Source organism: Paenibacillus sedimenti (assembly GCF_014534655.1).
Taxonomy (GTDB): Bacteria; Bacillota; Bacilli; order Paenibacillales; family NBRC-103111; genus Paenibacillus_E; species Paenibacillus_E sedimenti.
The window spans coordinates 141,539-157,965 of the sequence record NZ_JACVVD010000007.1; the positions used below are offsets into that span (position 1 = coordinate 141,539).

A 16,427-nucleotide genomic window follows, 5' to 3' on the forward strand; every position below is an offset into this window, starting at 1 on the left:
GATCACGCGTCATTCCGCGTTCTGATCGATCTCGTTGCCTTCAAACTTGTTGCCGCGCCCGCTGCGGTAGTCTGTTTGACCTTATTCCGGAATGTTTCCGCCGACAATACGGTCGCCAGAATTCCCGGCCGGATCGGTTTTGCCGTCATCCTCACCGGCGTGGATCATGAACGACTTGCCCAGAATCGAGTTTTTCTTGCCTTTTTCCAGTGTGACACCTTCGATAACGAAATCGGTGCTCACCGTGCCGTCCGCTTTAACTTCCAGATTCTGCATGTCACCCAGATGGTGTCCGTCCGGATTGTCATGGCCGTGTTTTTTCCCTTCCGGATTGAAGTGTCCGGCAGCCGTTTTGAAATCGAAGCCCGTAAACGGTTTATCATGGATGTGGAAACCATGTTTGCCCGGCGTCAGATTGGCCGCGTTCAGCTGGATGCGTACACCTGATTTGTCCTGCGTCAGCACGACGGAACCGATTTGCTCGCCCTTGCCGTTATATAGCTTCACATAAGGCGTGCCAACCGATACGGATTTCGACTGTCCTTCCCAATAAACCGATTCGCCGATCAGGTTGCCCGCCAATCTGAGTGGAACGTAGGTCGTGCCTTCGTAAATAAGGGATTCAGGCACCTTCGTTCCGTTGTTGTCAAACTTGCCGTCCGCTGACGTCATGTCCTTGCCTTTGATCAAGAAATTCAGCTTATCAAAGCTAACTTCAATATGATCGGTTGCAGCCGCTGCCACACCTGAGAAACATATGGCCCCGCACAAAAAGGCTGCCGCCAAATGTTTAATGCCGTAAGTTTTTTTTACCATGAATAACTTCCTCCGTCTCTTAATGAGCTACCGTTATTCATGATAACAAGAAAACCAAAACGCTAAATCTAACTAAGGTTATATAGTCCGGTTATATATTTTTGATAAATAAATAGATTACCTTTCGTGGATTCATCGACATATCCAGGGCAATCAACAGTTTCGGGCAAGTCCGATGATGAATATGGTGAACCAAAACCAATATACCGGGGGGTGTACAGACTTGAGCAATTTTAAAATGAAATACGAAATTATCCGGCGATATCTAACAGGCCCTAGTAAGAGAAGACCACTCTTGCCGCTGAACCAATGCCGTTTTATGGTCGCTCACGATACCGGAAATCCTGGATCGACTGCAGCTGGCAATGTCACATACTATGAGAATAGTCGCAATGAAATGGAAGCTTCGGCACATATTTTTGTCGATGATAAGCAGATTATCGAGTGCATTCCTTTCTTGACCGCTGCACCAGAGAAAGCATGGCATGTAGTCTACAACGTTACGACGGATAATCGAATGTACGGAGCAGATGCAAATGACTCCGCTGGCGGCGTAGAATTGTGCTACGGTGGAAATATTGTGCTATCAGAATCATACAAGCGGTATGTATGGGTGCTAGCTTATAGTTGCTGGAAATACGGTCTTGAGCCTTCAAGAGCGATTACGGGTCATCATATCCTCGATCCGGCACGGAAGACGGACCCGATGAATGCATTTAAGCTATTAGGCAAGACCTTCGACGATTTTGTGCAAAACGTCGTGGCTGAATATAAAGAATGCATGGAGGATGACGACACGATGATACTTGAACATGATTGGCAATGGAAAATGCTTGGAGACGCACTGGACGGGCTATACAAGAAAGGATTACTCTCAGACCATACTTGGGTAGAGAAGGCATATAACCACGAGTTGAAGCAATCTGAGCTTGTATGGCTGAATACTATTCTTTACGCACGGCAAAATGGTATTCATGTATAAGACAAAGAAGCCCCACTAGCTTAATTGGCTGGTGAGGGCTTCTTACCTTTTTAATCACATTAAGGGATCAGCTGAAGTTGTCTGGCTTTCTGTATAGCCTGCACACGGCTCTTCACTTCAAGTTTTCCGTATACCCGATTTAGGTGCAGTTTGACCGTTCCTACGGTTAACACCAGTTTGTCCGCAATTTCTTTGTTGGATAAGCCTGAAGAGACAAGGGACAATACTTCTCTTTCTCTTGGCGTAAGCGCGTACTCTGCAGCCTCTAGTCCGGGGATCACCCCGTCTTTTTCCCCATGCAAGCCGAAATTTGATAAGAGCTCCTTTACATATCGCATCGACACGCCGGACTGCAATTCCGGCATATAGTTATTTTTTCTCACCGTCGAATACTTGATCAAGAGGTCTCTGATACCCGTACCTTCATCAATGAATGTTCGCAGATATCCCTCCTCTTCGCCTAAAACGAGAGCGCTGTGCATATGCAGCATCGACTCATGAGTATGATCTTGCTTATCGAAAATAACAGTAAGCTGCAGATGACAGTCCAGCATGGTCATGATTAGCTCCTTTTGCTTAGCTGCTTCCAATAACTTCTGCGCCCAGCCGAGAGCTTCCTGGTGCTCCCCTTTTGCTGCTAAAACGCGAATTAAAGTCAATATTTCAAACTCTTGATTCAACACAACCCCTGCGTCATTGCTGATTTTACAATTTCGCAGCCACATTTCAACCTGCTCTATGTCGCCGTTCTCCATATAACATCGGATCAAATATGCGTGCAGCAAGCCATACCAATATAGAAGATGTCCACCTTCTCTTTTCAAATTGTTCATCGCTCCGGCAATCGTTTCGATGGCTTGCTCGGGACGGCCGTTTGCCCTGTGGATACGGGCTTTTACGATTGTCGCCGGTACATAAGCACCCACGCTTCCATGCACCCCGGTAACCGCAATTGCTGTGTCAGCGTATTTCATGGCGAGCTCCAAATCGTTTCTTTCATAGTTGAGCTCGCTCAAGGCTGTACGGGAGTAGGCGGTGAAGTGCCACCGTTCAAGATGGTGTTTACAAATAAAAGCTTCGTATAAATGGTGAAGAGATATCGCTTTCTTCAATTTGCCGTTAAAACCGTAAAATCCGCTGATGAGAGATGCTTTACCGTCATTGATCTCGATCACATCATAGAGCAGAAGACTGATAACCTCCTCTTCAGGCAGTTTATCTCTCTTATATAACTGTTCGATTCTATCGTAAACCATTTCATAATCGCATCGAACCCAAGCATGAAAAGTAATGAATATGTATGCTTCTTCCTGCATGCGTATGGCCATCAAAGAATGGGGGTCCGACTGCAAAGCTTCCGCCGCCCGTTCCAACTTTTCGATGTGCCGGCTCACGCGATCCTGGTTGCCTGTCAACACTTCCGTATAGGCCTGAATGATCAGCAGAGCCGGGCGCCGGACAATGGACTCCGGCATGCCGTGAAACCAACGGCTTAATGTCTCCAGCTCTCGCCTCCTAAGCAAGACGACCGCATACCGTTCGATCAAGTCCGATGCTCTTTCGTAATCATTCGCCAGCAGGGCGTGGTCTATTGCTTCTTCCGTAAAGCCGTGCCGTTCAAACCAAGCGCCTGCTTTTTGATGGAGCAAGGGAATATCGCAGCCCGACTCTTTCAACCTGCTGCGCAAAAAATCGGCAAAAAGATGATGGTAGCGGTACCAGTAACGTTCGCCGTCCAGCGGAATGAGGAATAAATTGGCTTGCTCAATGAACTTTAATAATGGCTGCTCTTTCGGGATTCCGGTGACCGAAGCGCATAAGTCGTCATTCATACGTTCAAGGATCGATGTCTGAAGCAAAAACTTCCGAATCGATTCGGGGAGTTGAAGAAAAACCTCCTCCAACAAGTAATCGACGATAAACCGGTGATTCCCGGAAAAATGGTTTAACGTGTGATCCAGGCCGTCCGGGCTAGACATCGATGCCAGTTGAATGCCTGCAATCCAGCCTTCCGTAAGGAAGCTAAGCCGGTTCAATTGTTCACCAGACAAAGGCTCCTTCATTTGTTTTAGCCAAAAAGAAGTAATTTCATCTTCATTAAATTTCAATTCCGCAATGCCAATTTCATTTAGCTGCCCATTTGCGCGTAAGGTACCATGCGGAAATGGCGGGAATTTTCTGCTGATGATGCACAGATGGATATGCCCCGGAATTCGTTCGAGAAAATAGGATAACGAGCGGTGCACTTCTTCCGATTCAACCATATGATAATCGTCCAATATCAAGACGAGTTCTTCAGGGATGGCGAACAGATCATTAACTAGCAACGCGATCATATGCTCGATTGACACCGTCATGGATGATTGCAGCAGTGAGAGCGACTTTGTGCCTACTCCGGGCCGGATCCCTTCAAGCGCGGCAATCACATAACCCCAAAACCGCAGCAAATCGTTCTCGCCTCTATCGAGCGAAATCCATCCCGCCTGCATCTGGACGTTTCGCAGCCAATCGCTGACCATCGTCGTTTTGCCGAAACCAGGAGGAGCGACGATAAGCGATAACTTGCAATGCAGCGATCTGGACATTTTCTCCATTAAGCGCTCCCTAGAGACAAGATAGAGCGGATCGCGCGGAACGGACAGCTTGGTGAATAATACGTGATGCGGAAGTTGCTCCTTGTTCATCAATAGTCCTCTATCCTTCTCTATAGTTCATTATCCTAATTTTACATCAGGACCTCGAGCAGGAAAATCACATTTTTTTTCTGAGCAAAAAATCAAGGGACTGTCCCTTAAGTAGCTAAATCTACTTGGGGGCAGCCCCTTCCAACCATTAAATTTTCAAAACAAATTGATACGAGCCCGACAGACTACCGTCGGTATTGTTCTTTATATCCATAAGCAGCGCCTTTTTGTAGATGCCGTCTTTCGCATTCCCCGTTTCATTGGGAAAAAAGAGCTGCGTCGTCAGAACATCGCGATCCGGAGCCTGAACCTTAACATGGATATGTCGGGTTCGGCCCGGATACAAACCCGGCACAACCGTTTCTAACGTAAACTTGCCTGTTGCATCCGTATATTGATGACCTCGAAGCGTAAACCCTTTGTTATCGTATTCGCCATCGGCATTAGCTTGCCAGAAGTCTAATAGAGCATTAGCTACCGGCTTGCATGCTGTCGATACAACGTAGCCGCTCACGATAAGCTTCGTTCCCTTCATCCCCTGTTCAAGCAGAACGCCTCGCTCCGGGGAATTGGGCGTAAAATATGGCCCTTCTGTCACAGCAGGGGTCAGCTCTTCAGGTGAACCGCACGCAGGAGTTGGCTCCAGGGCAGTCGATTGGGGCGAGTCGCCCGGTGATGTCTGGGTTGGATTTCCAGTAGGCTGTGCTGTTTTCCCGCCGCCTATATGGATCCCGCAGGCTGCTAAAGCCGCGCTGCTTAACGCTAGCACACTAGCTGCCAGAAATCTTCTGCGCGTTATTTTCTTATTCATTGGTTCAAATTCATTATGCTTATTTTCCACATTGGCCACCTCGCTCCGTATTCTTGTTCTATTAGAATAGCATGAGTCATGTGGTCTTTACCTGAAATTCTTCCAATGATCAGCTTAACAATTGCTGAAATTGATGGCATTCTCTGTCGCTACGGCTCCATGATTCCATGTTGCTTTGCCTTTACCAATTCAATGGATAATTTCGTGCCGATCTCTAGAGGCTTAGCTGAACCTTGCGCCCGACAAAGAATGAGTGCCCCTTCAACTGCGCTTAGCAAAAATACGGCAAGTTCACCCGCATCCTCTTTATGGATACCAAAGCGAATTAGGACGATGGTAATGTCTTCGATCCATAGATCGTAAGCCAATCGACAAGCCTTTTGCAAAGCGGGTGAGTCCGGTACTGATTCCAAAGTTACCGTCGAAATTGGACAGCCTTGCAAATAATTCGAACTTTCTAAGTCTTCAATAAAGTGCGCTGCCAGACTGCGGATCCATTCTTCAACCGAATGGCTGTTGCCGGCTGCTAGTTCAATTTGCTTGCGAACCATTAGCGTAGATTGTTCGATGGCCTCTATGGCGAGCTCTTCTTTACCGCCAGGAAACAAGAAATACACGGAGCCGCGCGGAGCCCCGCTCTCCTCAACAATTTGCGATAAGCCTGTCCCTTGATAACCTTGTCTTTGAAATAACCGGGCCGCCGTCTCAATTAACCGGTCGCGTGAGTCTGTCTTTGGTTTAGGCATAGAAGTCCCCCTTGACTAGTAACTATACTAATTGTTATAGTTATACCGAACGTTATATATACTGATCGTTATAGTTTCCTTTGTAGCTTATTATAACACGTATGTCAGCTGCGATGAAACCAAGAGTATTACCATAGAGGAGTGTAGGACCCATGAACATATTTGTAACTGGTGGATCAGGATTTTTGGGCAAGAACTTGATACGCCGATTAATCTCTGAGGGGCATGAGGTATGGGGACTTGCCCGGTCCCCAAAAAGTGTACAGTCGCTCGAAGATCAGCAAGTCCAGGTTATACATGGTTCATTGGAGAATATTCCAGAATGGAGCCAAGCACTGCAAGGGATCGATGTCGTCGTGCATTGCGCTTCCATAATTGAAGTATGGGGAGAGTGGAATACTTTTTACTCGTTAGTGACGAAAGCTACGGAGGATTTATTGCTGGCAGCTGACAGTCATCACGTCGGGCGCTTCATTTACATCAGTTCTGAATCGGTCATGCAGGATCGTAACCCGCTTCTAGGTATAGATGAGGAAATGACCTGCCCCAAGATACCTAATTCTTTTTACGGGCAGTCCAAACTTAAGGCCGAACAAGCCATTTTATCCTATTCCGGGAATATGAATTGCGTCATTCTCCGCCCAACTTTTATCTATGGGCCCGGGGACTCTTTTACAGAAATGCTTCAAACCCTGGTCGCAAGCAATAAATTCACCTGGGTTGACCAAGGACGGCATCTCATCGAACGAGTCCATGTAGACAATGTCGTGGAAGCTATCACATTAGCTTTGCAAAAAGGAAATCATAAGGGAATCTACCTCATTACCGATGGCAAGCCGGTTACGGTCCGCCACTTGTTTACGCAAAGAGCAGAGGAAATAGGCATTACTTTACCGCAGAAAAACATTCCCGGTCAGCTCGCACGCGCTTCAGCATCCTTCATCGAGTTGGTTTGGCGACTTTTTCAAATAAAATCAGCGCCTCCGCTTACCCGTTTTGAAGTTGCGTTTGTAGCTATGCCAAGGCAATACCGAATAGATAAAGCTGTGCGGGAATTGGGCTATCAACCGTTCAAAAAACGCTGCCCGCAATAGGGGCAGCGTTTCTCTTTAGTTCACAGCTGGAGCAGCAGCATCTGCTGGAGCACCACCTGCAGGACGTGTATGTTTGCTTTCCACGAATTTTTTAATGGAATCGGTCATTCCGTCTTTGATTTTGTTGATCAGTTCATCTTCACTGATACCTTTAGCCGCAGCGATCTCGGCGATGGATTTGCCTTCTTGCAGCTGAGTTCTCAGTTCATCCTGTGTGATGCCCAGAATGGTTGTCAGAACTTCAGGGTTGCCGAATCTCATGCCGCCTGGGCCTCCATGGCCGCCGCGACGGCCGCCATCAAACCCGCCTACCGGGCCAGTGCTCTGAACTTGCTTCGTGACTCGGTCGGAAAGACCGGACAACATTTTATCCGCTTGCTCTTGTGTCAGCTTGCCCGCTGTAACTTCAGCGTTAATCGCAGTCGTCTGAGCTGCAACCAATTTTTGTACGAGGTCGGCTTCACTTACACCCTTTTCTTGGGCAAATGCCGAGAGTGTTTTGCCCGCTTTCAACGCTTCTTCTACTGCGCTTTGCTCTACGCCCAGCGCCGCAGCCGCATGCTCCGCCAGTTTTCCTCCGCCGAAGCCTTTGCCGCCGCCATGGAATCCGCCTTTACCGCCAAAGCCAGCATGTTCAATTTGCTTCGTCAATTGATCGGATAGTCCGGCAATGGCTTTGTCAGCTTGCTCCTGCGTGATCTTTCCAGCCGTAACCTGAGCGTTAATGGCAGTCGTCTCAGCTGCGATTAATTTTTGCAAATAATCTGCTTTCGCTAAGCCCTTTTCTTCTGCAAAGGCTGCTAAGGATTTGCCTGCTTTTAGCGCTTCTTCAACCGCGCTTTGTTCTACGCCAAGAATCGTCGCTGTTTCTTTAATCACATTGCCGCCTAAGAAACGTCCACCGCGATCTCCGAATCCGCCACGGCCTTTGCCGTCTGCTTTTTGAACCGCTGTGCTGCTGGACACGGATGCCGAATCCGACGCCGCGAATGCATCATTATGTAATGCACCGACAAAGCCAACTCCAAGAACAAAAGACGCGATCATCGTGCTTGTAAGAATTTTTTTACCGATAGTTTTCATAGTTTGTTTCCACCTTTACCGTTTTATTTTGTTTGCTGCTTACAAAACCAAGTATAGGCCCCTTACCTGAATTGCATCTGAGGATGAACTGAAGATTCGCTAAACATTACCTGAGAATTGGCTGAAGATGCCAGGGAGTGGAGGAGAGCGCAAAAAAGAGCCTCTCCCCGATACATCCATCGGGATAAGGCTCTCTATCACAAATCAGTGGGAAGTATCACGCGAAATAGGCTTCCTTCGCCAACTTGGCTCTCTACCGCTATAGTGCCGCCATGAAGCTCTACAATCGACCGGGTGATGGCGAGTCCCAACCCGGATCCGCCGCTCCTTCTTGTACGGGAGGTATCGATCCGATAGAAGCGGTCGAACAAATGAGCCTGATGCTCGGGCGCAATTCCCGGCCCGTTGTCTTTCACAGCGATCTTCACGGCTTCTGCCGTATGTGCAAGCGAGATTTCAATCCGCCCCGTCTCCGCATTGGTATGCTGAACCGCGTTGTGGAACAAGTTCAGCACAACCTGCTTCATTTTATCGGCATCATACATGCACCGTGTCTGGGGTTCAAGCTCTAAGGACACTGTTCGTTCTCCCGCCAGCAATCGCAGCTGCGGCTCCATCTCGCGAAGCAGTTCATCCAGCGCGCCTTGCGATTTCTGGAAGGCGGGCGTCCGATCCAGCCGCGCGAGCAGCAGCAGGTCCTCGACCAGCTTGTTGATCCGCACGGATTCGCCGTGCATGCTCTTCAGCGCTTTTAGCAGCTGCTCGGGCTGATTATAGGCCCCGCGAAGCAGCACTTCCAGGAAGCCGTGAATCGAAGTCAGCGGCGTGCGAAGCTCATGAGACGCGTCGGCGGCGAAGCGGCGCATCTGCTCCTTGGCTTCTTTTTCAGCCTCGAAGGAGATCTCCAGCCTCTCCAGCATGCCGTTAAAAGAAGTAGCCAGTCGATCGATCTCCATTTGCCCCTGATGCGCGGGAAAGCGTTCATTCAAGCTGCCCGCATCGATACGCTTCACCGTGTCTACCATATTGGACAGCGGCACTAGCGTTCTCCGTAACACCGGCAAAAATCCCAATAGTCCAACCACCAGAGCAAGCATGGATAGAAGCAGGAAGGTCAGCAGCTGACTGGTCAGCACATCATTAAGCGGTCCTGTACTAACGCTAGCTTGGATGATGGCCCGACTCTCTTGAGAGCGTTCCGGACCGCCTACCAGATGGAATACGATCATCTGCTCCTTGCCGCTGCTGTCCTTCATAATTCTATAGCCCAGCTTCGTTCTCGGTTTTGTTTTCAGTATCTCCGTGTATTCCTCGCTGGAAAGCTGCGGCGTGGAGAGCTCATTTTGCGATGTCAGCAGTTTAAAGGTTCTCTCCTCATCTATTATCGCAATCGATAATTCCGGAACCAGAATCCGCGGAAAATCGCCGTCCATGTTGTCTGTTCGTTCATTGCGCACGTTGTCCCGCCTCGGATAGAAAAGGTTCAACCCTTTATCAGGAAACTCCCCGGCGCGCTGCCAGACTTGAGGCGGAAGCGTTGTGAGCTGATTCTGTATCGTCTCCGCTTTATTTTTATACAAAAACTGCTGCATTAGAATAAATTGAAAAATACCAATCAATAGCAGTAAAGCAGACATGACCAGCAGCGATCGCGACAATAATTGAATCTTGAGCGAACCGATCACAAAAATCTCGGAAAATCGGCTCCGCTTCTTCATGTCAAATCCATCCGATAGCCGGCTCCACGAATCGTGCGGATCAGTTTATGTTCCTTATCGTTCAGCTTATCGCGCAAAGAACGGATATACACCTCGACGATATTCTCTTCCCCGCCGAAGTCATACCCCCACACCTTATCCAGGATCATCGTCTTGCTGAGCACAAGCCCGTGGTTAATCGCCATGAATTTAAGCAGCTCATATTCGGTTGGAGAAAGCTCCAGAACTCGGTCGTAGAGGCTGATTTCTTTGCGTCGGTCGTCCATACGCAGCGGACCGATCACCACCTCGCCGAACAAGTTCGGAAAATGATTGCGGATTCTCGCATAGATGCGGGCGAGCAGCTCTTCGAAGCTGAACGGCTTGATCATGTAATCGTCTGCCCCCAGCGTAAGCCCCTTCACCCGGTCGTCGACTTCATCCTTGGCGGTCAGCATGATGACCGCGACATTCTCGGTTTTTTTAATCATCCGGCACACTTCGAATCCGTCCATGCCCGGCATCATCACGTCAAGAATCGCGATATGCGGCTGAAACTTATTGCAAATCGTAATGGCGCTAAGCCCATCCTGGGCCGTCATGACCTCGAAGCCTTCATTTTGCAAGCCGAGCTCCAGAAATTCCAGAATATGAGGCTCGTCATCCACAAGCAATATTTTAATTCCTTTTAATTGGCGCATATAGGTACTTCCTCCCGAATTTGATTCCTCACGCTTTCTACATTCATTATCCCATATCCTGCCTGAAAGCAATCTGAGCGTAACCTGAAGGATTCCTGAATGTTGAGTGATGAAACAACAAAAAAGACACCTCCACGGTGCCTCAGACAAGATCTATGCAAAAGTTAAGCTTTTGCAACGATTTCATCGATTTCGCTTTTCAATAAAAGGTACCTGTGGACGCTTCTAGCAATGGAAACTTTCGTTAGATTGTTTTTATCCACATAGACTTTCATTTGATCTTTAGAGAGTCCCAGCAATTCTCCGGCTTCAGTTACCGTTAATACAACTTCATTACTCGTTGCATTGAAAGTTCTCTTCACTTTTTGATTCCAATCTTCAAATACTTGCATGTTACCTACAACCTTTCTAATTCTTAATCAATGAACATTCATTGACTGAATCAATTAATTATACCACGAAGAAGTGTCCTTGCTTAAATTAGATTTCTGGTAATAAACAACAAAGGCCGGGCCCCATCGCGGATCCGACTTTTCAGTAATCTTTCAGCAAACAATCAAGTGAATCTCAGCTAACCTTTCTATAATAGAGCTCATAACTTAAGGTCGCGAAAGAAAAGAGGAACCCTTATGGAGCCTATTACAGAATCCTTTCATCCATTTCGCCTGCAAGCGATGCAAACGGATATTGAGCTGCTGCTGCGGTGCGAAGATAAGGATGCTTACTTCATTGAGCAAATGGCCATCGATTGGTTTCATAGCGTGGAAAAGCGATTTAGCCTCCGTCTGGCCGATAGTGAGATCAACCTGCTCAACACATTGGCGGGTGAGACCTGCATGGTGTCTACGATCATGTTGGAGGTGCTGTTTCTAGCTGAAACCTACCAGAAGGTGACCGATAGAAACTACAAGCCTCTCCTGCAAAACGGTGCGGTAAGAGCCCCTTCTAATTCCCATCCGTTATTAACTTGGAAAGTTGACCCTCTGATGAAATCGATCCAGCTTCCTGATCATACGCGCATTGATCTTCATGGAATCGAAAAGAGTTGGTCCGTCAATAGGCTGGCCGACTATATGCAAAATACGATCGAACTTAAACAAGGTCTTATCGTGGCCGGAGGCGATATTACCGTATGGGGGCGCGCCTCAAAGCAGCTTGATCCTTGGGTGATCGGCCTTCAAAATCCATGGAACATTGACCACTACCACTTTCAGGACAAAGTGTCCTGAATAATAGAAAAAAGCGATCGTGCCCAACCCGGGAGCTTCTTCTCTATCGGGGCCCCACTGTTTTGAACTAACCGCTGCTCATGCTATGATGGAGGAAAATACGCATGTAGGGGCAATTTGATAAATGGACTATGATGTGATTGTGATTGGCGGCGGATCAGCCGGTCTGATGGCCAGCATAGCGGCCAGCGCAGAAGGAGCAAAGGTGCTGCTAGTCGACAAAGGCGATAAGCTGGGGCGCAAACTCGGCATTTCCGGCGGGGGCCGCTGCAACGTAACAAACAATAAAGACCAGGACGAACTCATCAAAAATATTCCCGGCAATGGGCGCTTTCTGTACAGCGCATTCGCCAATTTTAACAATAAGGACATCATTGCTTTCTTTGAAAAACTTGGCATCCGCCTTAAAGAGGAAGATAACGGCCGCATGTTCCCGGTCAGCGACAAGGCCAAAACTGTCGTAGACGCGCTGATCGGACAAGTGCGCCGCCAAGGCGTCGAGATCCGGACCAACAGCCCGGTCAAAAGAGTGCGCTATCAAGACGGGAGCGCCATCGGCATTCGCCTGCATTCAGGCGAAACGGTGTCCAGCGCCGCCGTCATCGTCGCTTCCGGCGGCTGCTCCGTACCGCAAACAGGCTCCACAGGCGACGGCTACGCCTGGGCGGAGGATGCGGGGCATACGATCACGCCGCTGTTCCCGACCGAGGTTCCGTTAACCTCGAATGAGCCCTTCATCCGCAGCCGCGAGCTGCAGGGGCTTTCCTTGCGTGATGTGACGCTGTCCGTCTATAACGCCAAAGGGAAAGCCGTTATCGCCCACCGGGGCGATCTGCTTTTCACGCATTTCGGCTTGTCCGGCCCGATTGCGCTGCGCTGCAGCCAGTTCGTCGTGAAAGAGATCGCAAAATCCGAATGCAAGGAAGCGCTTCTCATCGTGGACCTCTTCCCGGATCAAAGCATGGACGAGGTCTACAACCAAAGCATGGCGCTCGCCAAGGCCGATAACAAAAAAGCGATCAAGAACGTGCTCAAGAGCCTGTTGTCAGAACGTTTAATCCCCATTTTGCTAGTAAAGGCCGGCTTGAACGAGCAGCTGACTTACGATAACATCCCGAAGCAAAACTGGCTCGAATTGTGCAAACTGATCAAAGCCTTCCCCGTTGTCGTCAAAGGAACGCTCTCCTTGGAGGAAGCGTTCGTCACGGGCGGCGGCGTCTATCTCAAAGAAATCGATCCGGGCACGATGCAGTCCAAGCTGATGGACGGACTCTTTTTCTGCGGCGAGATTCTGGATATCCACGGGTATACGGGCGGCTATAATATCACCGCAGCTTTCTCTACCGGCTATACGGCTGGCAAGTGTGCAGCTGAATTGGTTGGCGTAACGCGTTAAACGGCTAGGACACGCTGGAGAAGCGAGTACATGAGTGGTGAGCCGCGAGGCGATACTTAGCTCTTTGCATGGAGCTCATCCCCATGGTTGGTAACCAACTGCATTTAGTACAGTTAATTACGCCAATTTCGGCGAATTTCATTGGACAATTTCCAATAGAACCATACATATTCTCCTACACAGCAGCAAAAAACGGCCCCCCGCATCCACATGATGCAAGGGGCCGTTTATCTATACGCTCTGCAATTAAGCAGTTGCCAATTCGAGATCGTCTTCCTCGTCGCGGTCGAACGCTGCGCGGTCGAATTCGCCTTCGGATTCGGCAACAAGCAATGCCGTAACTGTCGTTCCTGTTGCATTGACTGCCGTACGACCCATGTCGATTAGCGCCTCAACGCCGAGCACAAGACCCATACCTTCGATCGGCAGACCCAGTGCTGTAAGCACAACGGTTGTCGAGATTGCAGCTGGTCCCGGAACGCCGGCAACGCCGATGGAGGAGATAACAGCTACTAGAATCAGCAGCACATACTCGGATGCGCTCAGCTGAAGGTTATAAACCTTCGCCACGAAAATCGCTACAACCGCAGGCCATACCCCGCCGCAACCGTTAAAGTTCATCGTAGCGCCCAGCGGAGCCACGAAGCTGGCAATACGCGGAGATACGCGCAGACGTTTCGTAATGACTTCCAAGTTCACAGGCAGCGTCGCATAACTGCTTCGAGTTGTGAAAGCAACGGCGATCGTCGGATACGCCTTTTTAAAGAATTTGATCGGATTCACTTTAGCCACCAGAAGCACCAACCCGCCAAAGATAAGCACAAAATGAATGATCAGTGCAACGTAAGATGTTACGATGATTTTTGCTAGTGGAGCCAATGTGTCAAGACCGTATCTTGCCGCCATAGCCGCAATCAATGCGTATACGCCGTAAGGAGTCAGACGAATTACATATTTGACAACCTGATGAACCACTTGCGTCGCGGAAGTAACGAATGCTTTAACCGGAGCGACGCTTTCAGGCTTTTTAGAGCCCACTTGTACAATCGCTACCCCAACGAAAAGCGCGAAGATCAGAACCGGTACGACTTTACCGTTCGCCATATCGCTAATCGGGTTAGAAGGCACCAAATCGAGAATAACTTGCGAGAATGTAGGAATTTCTCTAACTTTGAAATCTTTTGGAACCGCCTGCGCAATCCCGTTACCCGGATCAAAGGCCAGCGCAACCAGCAAACCGATTAATGCCGCGATACCCGTTGTTAGCAGAAACCAGCCGATCGTTTTAAGTCCCAACTTGCGCAGTTGGCCCATGCTGGACAAAGAAGCGATACTATTGATAACAAGAATAAGGACAAGAGGCATAACCAGCATTTTGATTAAATTGACATAAATACTTCCGATCGTGCTTACACTTTTAAAATCAAAGTGAAGTTGATTCAAGAAAATCCCTGCAACCAATCCAAGACCTAAAGCGATAAAAACGCGGGAGCCGAAGCTGACCTTTTTTCTCGCCAAGAAGTATAGAAAACCGATAATGACAATCGAGACGAGCAAGCTGACCCAGTTCGATTGAAAAGCAGTCACTAAGTTGTTTTTCACCAAAATCATCTCCTTAAATTCCAATGTTATTACTTGGTTTTATGGGATAAGAATATGACATCTGGTGTGAACTGTCAATGTTTTTTTCTTCTCATAATCTAAAGAGGCGAGCCTAACTGGCTGCGCCCCTTTTTTAAAAATAAAAAACATAGATGATCCCGGCTAACACAATCCGATAAATAGCGAACGGAACGAGTTTAATTCGGTTAATGAGCTTAAGGAAGAAGCGGATCGAGACTAACGCAAACACAAATGCACTCATAAATCCGACGATGAAGAACGGCAGTGCATCGAGTGTAAAGTACTCCCAGTTCTTTAGCAAAGATATGAAACTTGCACCGCCCATGATCGGAACGGCCATAATAAAGGTGAAATCGGCAGCTGCACGGTGACTCATCCCGAGCAAAACACCGCCGGAAATCGTCGAACCTGATCGGGAGAATCCCGGCCATAGTGAGAAACATTGAATGAAACCGACGGACAACGCTTGTTTATAGGTGATTTGGTCCACTGTATGGACTTTAGGACTTTTAGCACCGAATCGATCGGCTATGATCATTAGAACGGCACCGAGCACTAACCCGATTAACACGGTCTCCGCCCTGAATAAATGTTCATCGATATAATCTTCGAATAGAATCCCCAGTACGCCAGCAGGAATTAATCCTACGATCACATGGGCTAACTTCAAACTTCCCTGCCCACTGTCCATTCCATTGTGACTTCGCCCAATTCCCAATAAGTTCATAAATCGGTCTCTGAATACAAAGACAACGGCTAAAATAGAACCTAGCTGAATGACCACTTTAAACGTATTTGCTACATATTTCGTTAGAAATTGTTCGGACTTGAGCCACATATCATCCACGATCACCATGTGACCCGTAGACGAGACAGGAGCAAATTCGGTAAGCCCCTCGACTATTCCTAATACAATCGCTTTTATGAGCTGAATGACATCCAATTACTTGCTCCTCCTTGCTCTGCGGATATATAAAAAGAGGACAATTATCAGGCCAAGTCCTATTAAAGCGTAAGCCGTATGCGAATACATATCCATAAGCTGAACGATCTCCTCCCATGATTCGCCAACAGCGGCGCCAGCGGAGACAAGAATCATATTCCATATAAGAGTTCCGATCGTTGTAAAGAGAAGAAAAGGCCCGAATTTCATATGCGACATGCCTGCGGGTATGGAGATAAGACTTCGGATTAACGGAATCACCCTGCAGATTAGAACCGCCCAATAGCCATATTTTTCGAACCAGGCATTCGTTTTATGAATGTCTTCTTTCTTGATTCGGAGTATATGTCCCCACCGGTCAATGATGGCCTCCAATTTCTCTACCCCGAGAAGACGGCCAAGACCATACAGAATAACCGCCCCCGCGACAGACCCGGCGGTAGCCGTTGCGATGACGCCCGGAACCGTCAAACCCGTATAGGTCGTCATAAATCCTCCGAATGTCAGAATGACCTCCGAAGGAATAGGCGGGAATACATTCTCAAGCGCAATCATGAATAGAATACCGAAATAACCGAATTGTTCCATAGATTCTGTAATCCAGTTAACCATGCAGAACCTC

Annotated in this window: 15 protein-coding genes; 4 read left to right on the top strand and 11 right to left on the bottom strand. The window is 48.3% G+C overall.

What is annotated here, in order from left to right; all coding sequences use genetic code 11:
• Positions 1 to 81: 81 nt before the first annotated feature.
• The gene (locus tag ICC18_RS19845; RefSeq protein WP_188176184.1) at positions 82 to 816 is read right to left on the bottom strand and encodes a superoxide dismutase family protein; all 735 of its coding nucleotides are present in this window, start codon (positions 814 to 816) and stop codon (positions 82 to 84) included.
• Positions 817 to 1,039: 223 nt separating this feature from the next.
• Between ICC18_RS19845 and ICC18_RS19850 the strand changes: the two genes are divergently transcribed.
• Complete coding sequence (locus tag ICC18_RS19850; RefSeq protein WP_223192709.1) at positions 1,040 to 1,798, top strand: peptidoglycan recognition protein family protein; 759 nt, start codon at positions 1,040 to 1,042, stop codon at positions 1,796 to 1,798.
• A gap of 59 nt (positions 1,799 to 1,857) precedes the next feature.
• On the opposite strand, the gene ICC18_RS19855 is transcribed toward ICC18_RS19850, so the two are convergent.
• From ICC18_RS19855 to ICC18_RS19865, 3 genes are all read right to left on the bottom strand, one after another.
• Positions 1,858 to 4,482 carry a winged helix-turn-helix domain-containing protein gene (locus ICC18_RS19855; RefSeq protein WP_188176185.1) on the bottom strand — a complete coding sequence of 875 codons (2,625 nt, stop codon included), beginning with the start codon at positions 4,480 to 4,482 and terminating at the stop codon, positions 1,858 to 1,860.
• Between the two features lie 148 nt (positions 4,483 to 4,630).
• Complete coding sequence (locus ICC18_RS19860) at positions 4,631 to 5,323, bottom strand: dioxygenase family protein (RefSeq protein WP_312029565.1); 693 nt, start codon at positions 5,321 to 5,323, stop codon at positions 4,631 to 4,633.
• 119 nt (positions 5,324 to 5,442) lie between these two features.
• Positions 5,443 to 6,039: a TetR/AcrR family transcriptional regulator gene (locus tag ICC18_RS19865; RefSeq protein ID WP_188176186.1), complete on the bottom strand. Its 597-nt coding sequence runs from the start codon at positions 6,037 to 6,039 to the stop codon at positions 5,443 to 5,445.
• Positions 6,040 to 6,191: 152 nt separating this feature from the next.
• Between ICC18_RS19865 and ICC18_RS19870 the strand changes: the two genes are divergently transcribed.
• A complete protein-coding gene (locus tag ICC18_RS19870; protein ID WP_188176187.1) occupies positions 6,192 to 7,133 on the top strand; it encodes an NAD-dependent epimerase/dehydratase family protein in 942 nt (313 codons plus the stop codon).
• 15 nt (positions 7,134 to 7,148) lie between these two features.
• Here ICC18_RS19870 and ICC18_RS19875 read toward each other — a convergent pair whose 3' ends face one another.
• The 4 genes from ICC18_RS19875 to ICC18_RS19890 all read right to left on the bottom strand — a co-directional run bounded on the left by ICC18_RS19875 (position 7,149) and on the right by ICC18_RS19890 (position 11,006).
• Positions 7,149 to 8,216 (bottom strand): hypothetical protein, encoded by a 1,068-nt coding sequence (locus ICC18_RS19875; protein ID WP_188176188.1) that lies wholly within the window; start codon positions 8,214 to 8,216, stop codon positions 7,149 to 7,151.
• 197 nt (positions 8,217 to 8,413) lie between these two features.
• Positions 8,414 to 9,934: a sensor histidine kinase gene (locus ICC18_RS19880; RefSeq protein ID WP_188176189.1), complete on the bottom strand. Its 1,521-nt coding sequence runs from the start codon at positions 9,932 to 9,934 to the stop codon at positions 8,414 to 8,416.
• A complete protein-coding gene (locus ICC18_RS19885) occupies positions 9,931 to 10,614 on the bottom strand; it encodes a response regulator transcription factor (RefSeq protein ID WP_188176190.1) in 684 nt (227 codons plus the stop codon). Before ICC18_RS19885 ends, ICC18_RS19880 begins: the two co-directional genes overlap by 4 nt.
• A 164-nt stretch (positions 10,615 to 10,778) precedes the next feature.
• Positions 10,779 to 11,006, bottom strand: coding sequence for a helix-turn-helix domain-containing protein (locus ICC18_RS19890; protein WP_188176191.1), 228 nt, complete (start codon positions 11,004 to 11,006; stop codon positions 10,779 to 10,781).
• A gap of 237 nt (positions 11,007 to 11,243) precedes the next feature.
• Between ICC18_RS19890 and ICC18_RS19895 the strand changes: the two genes are divergently transcribed.
• Both ICC18_RS19895 and ICC18_RS19900 read left to right on the top strand, forming a co-directional pair.
• Complete coding sequence (locus ICC18_RS19895; RefSeq protein WP_188176192.1) at positions 11,244 to 11,843, top strand: FAD:protein FMN transferase; 600 nt, start codon at positions 11,244 to 11,246, stop codon at positions 11,841 to 11,843.
• Positions 11,844 to 11,967: 124 nt separating this feature from the next.
• Positions 11,968 to 13,239 carry a BaiN/RdsA family NAD(P)/FAD-dependent oxidoreductase gene (locus ICC18_RS19900; RefSeq protein WP_188176193.1) on the top strand — a complete coding sequence of 424 codons (1,272 nt, stop codon included), beginning with the start codon at positions 11,968 to 11,970 and terminating at the stop codon, positions 13,237 to 13,239.
• Between the two features lie 246 nt (positions 13,240 to 13,485).
• On the opposite strand, the gene ICC18_RS19905 is transcribed toward ICC18_RS19900, so the two are convergent.
• The 3 genes from ICC18_RS19905 to ICC18_RS19915 form a co-directional block, all read right to left on the bottom strand.
• A complete protein-coding gene (locus ICC18_RS19905) occupies positions 13,486 to 14,841 on the bottom strand; it encodes a dicarboxylate/amino acid:cation symporter (protein ID WP_188176194.1) in 1,356 nt (451 codons plus the stop codon).
• Positions 14,842 to 14,974: 133 nt separating this feature from the next.
• The gene (locus tag ICC18_RS19910; protein WP_188176195.1) at positions 14,975 to 15,805 is read right to left on the bottom strand and encodes an undecaprenyl-diphosphate phosphatase; all 831 of its coding nucleotides are present in this window, start codon (positions 15,803 to 15,805) and stop codon (positions 14,975 to 14,977) included.
• On the bottom strand, positions 15,806 to 16,417 hold the full coding sequence (locus tag ICC18_RS19915; RefSeq protein WP_188176196.1) for a DedA family protein: 612 nt from the start codon (positions 16,415 to 16,417) through the stop codon (positions 15,806 to 15,808).
• Between the last annotated feature and the right edge of the window lie 10 nt (positions 16,418 to 16,427).

Bases quoted from the DNA above. Each gene is read 5' to 3' on its own strand.
- ICC18_RS19900 (WP_188176193.1), top strand. From the start codon at position 11,968: ATGGACTATGATGTGATTGTGATTGGCGGCGGATCAGCCGGTCTGATG.
- ICC18_RS19855 (WP_188176185.1), bottom strand. From the start codon at position 4,482: ATGAACAAGGAGCAACTTCCGCATCACGTATTATTCACCAAGCTGTCC.
- ICC18_RS19870 (WP_188176187.1), top strand. From the start codon at position 6,192: ATGAACATATTTGTAACTGGTGGATCAGGATTTTTGGGCAAGAACTTG.
- ICC18_RS19880 (WP_188176189.1), bottom strand. From the start codon at position 9,934: ATGAAGAAGCGGAGCCGATTTTCCGAGATTTTTGTGATCGGTTCGCTC.
- ICC18_RS19885 (WP_188176190.1), bottom strand. From the start codon at position 10,614: ATGCGCCAATTAAAAGGAATTAAAATATTGCTTGTGGATGACGAGCCT.
- ICC18_RS19895 (WP_188176192.1), top strand. From the start codon at position 11,244: ATGGAGCCTATTACAGAATCCTTTCATCCATTTCGCCTGCAAGCGATG.
- ICC18_RS19875 (WP_188176188.1), bottom strand. From the start codon at position 8,216: ATGAAAACTATCGGTAAAAAAATTCTTACAAGCACGATGATCGCGTCT.
- ICC18_RS19915 (WP_188176196.1), bottom strand. From the start codon at position 16,417: ATGGTTAACTGGATTACAGAATCTATGGAACAATTCGGTTATTTCGGT.
- ICC18_RS19845 (WP_188176184.1), bottom strand. From the start codon at position 816: ATGGTAAAAAAAACTTACGGCATTAAACATTTGGCGGCAGCCTTTTTG.
- ICC18_RS19890 (WP_188176191.1), bottom strand. From the start codon at position 11,006: ATGCAAGTATTTGAAGATTGGAATCAAAAAGTGAAGAGAACTTTCAAT.
- ICC18_RS19865 (WP_188176186.1), bottom strand. From the start codon at position 6,039: ATGCCTAAACCAAAGACAGACTCACGCGACCGGTTAATTGAGACGGCG.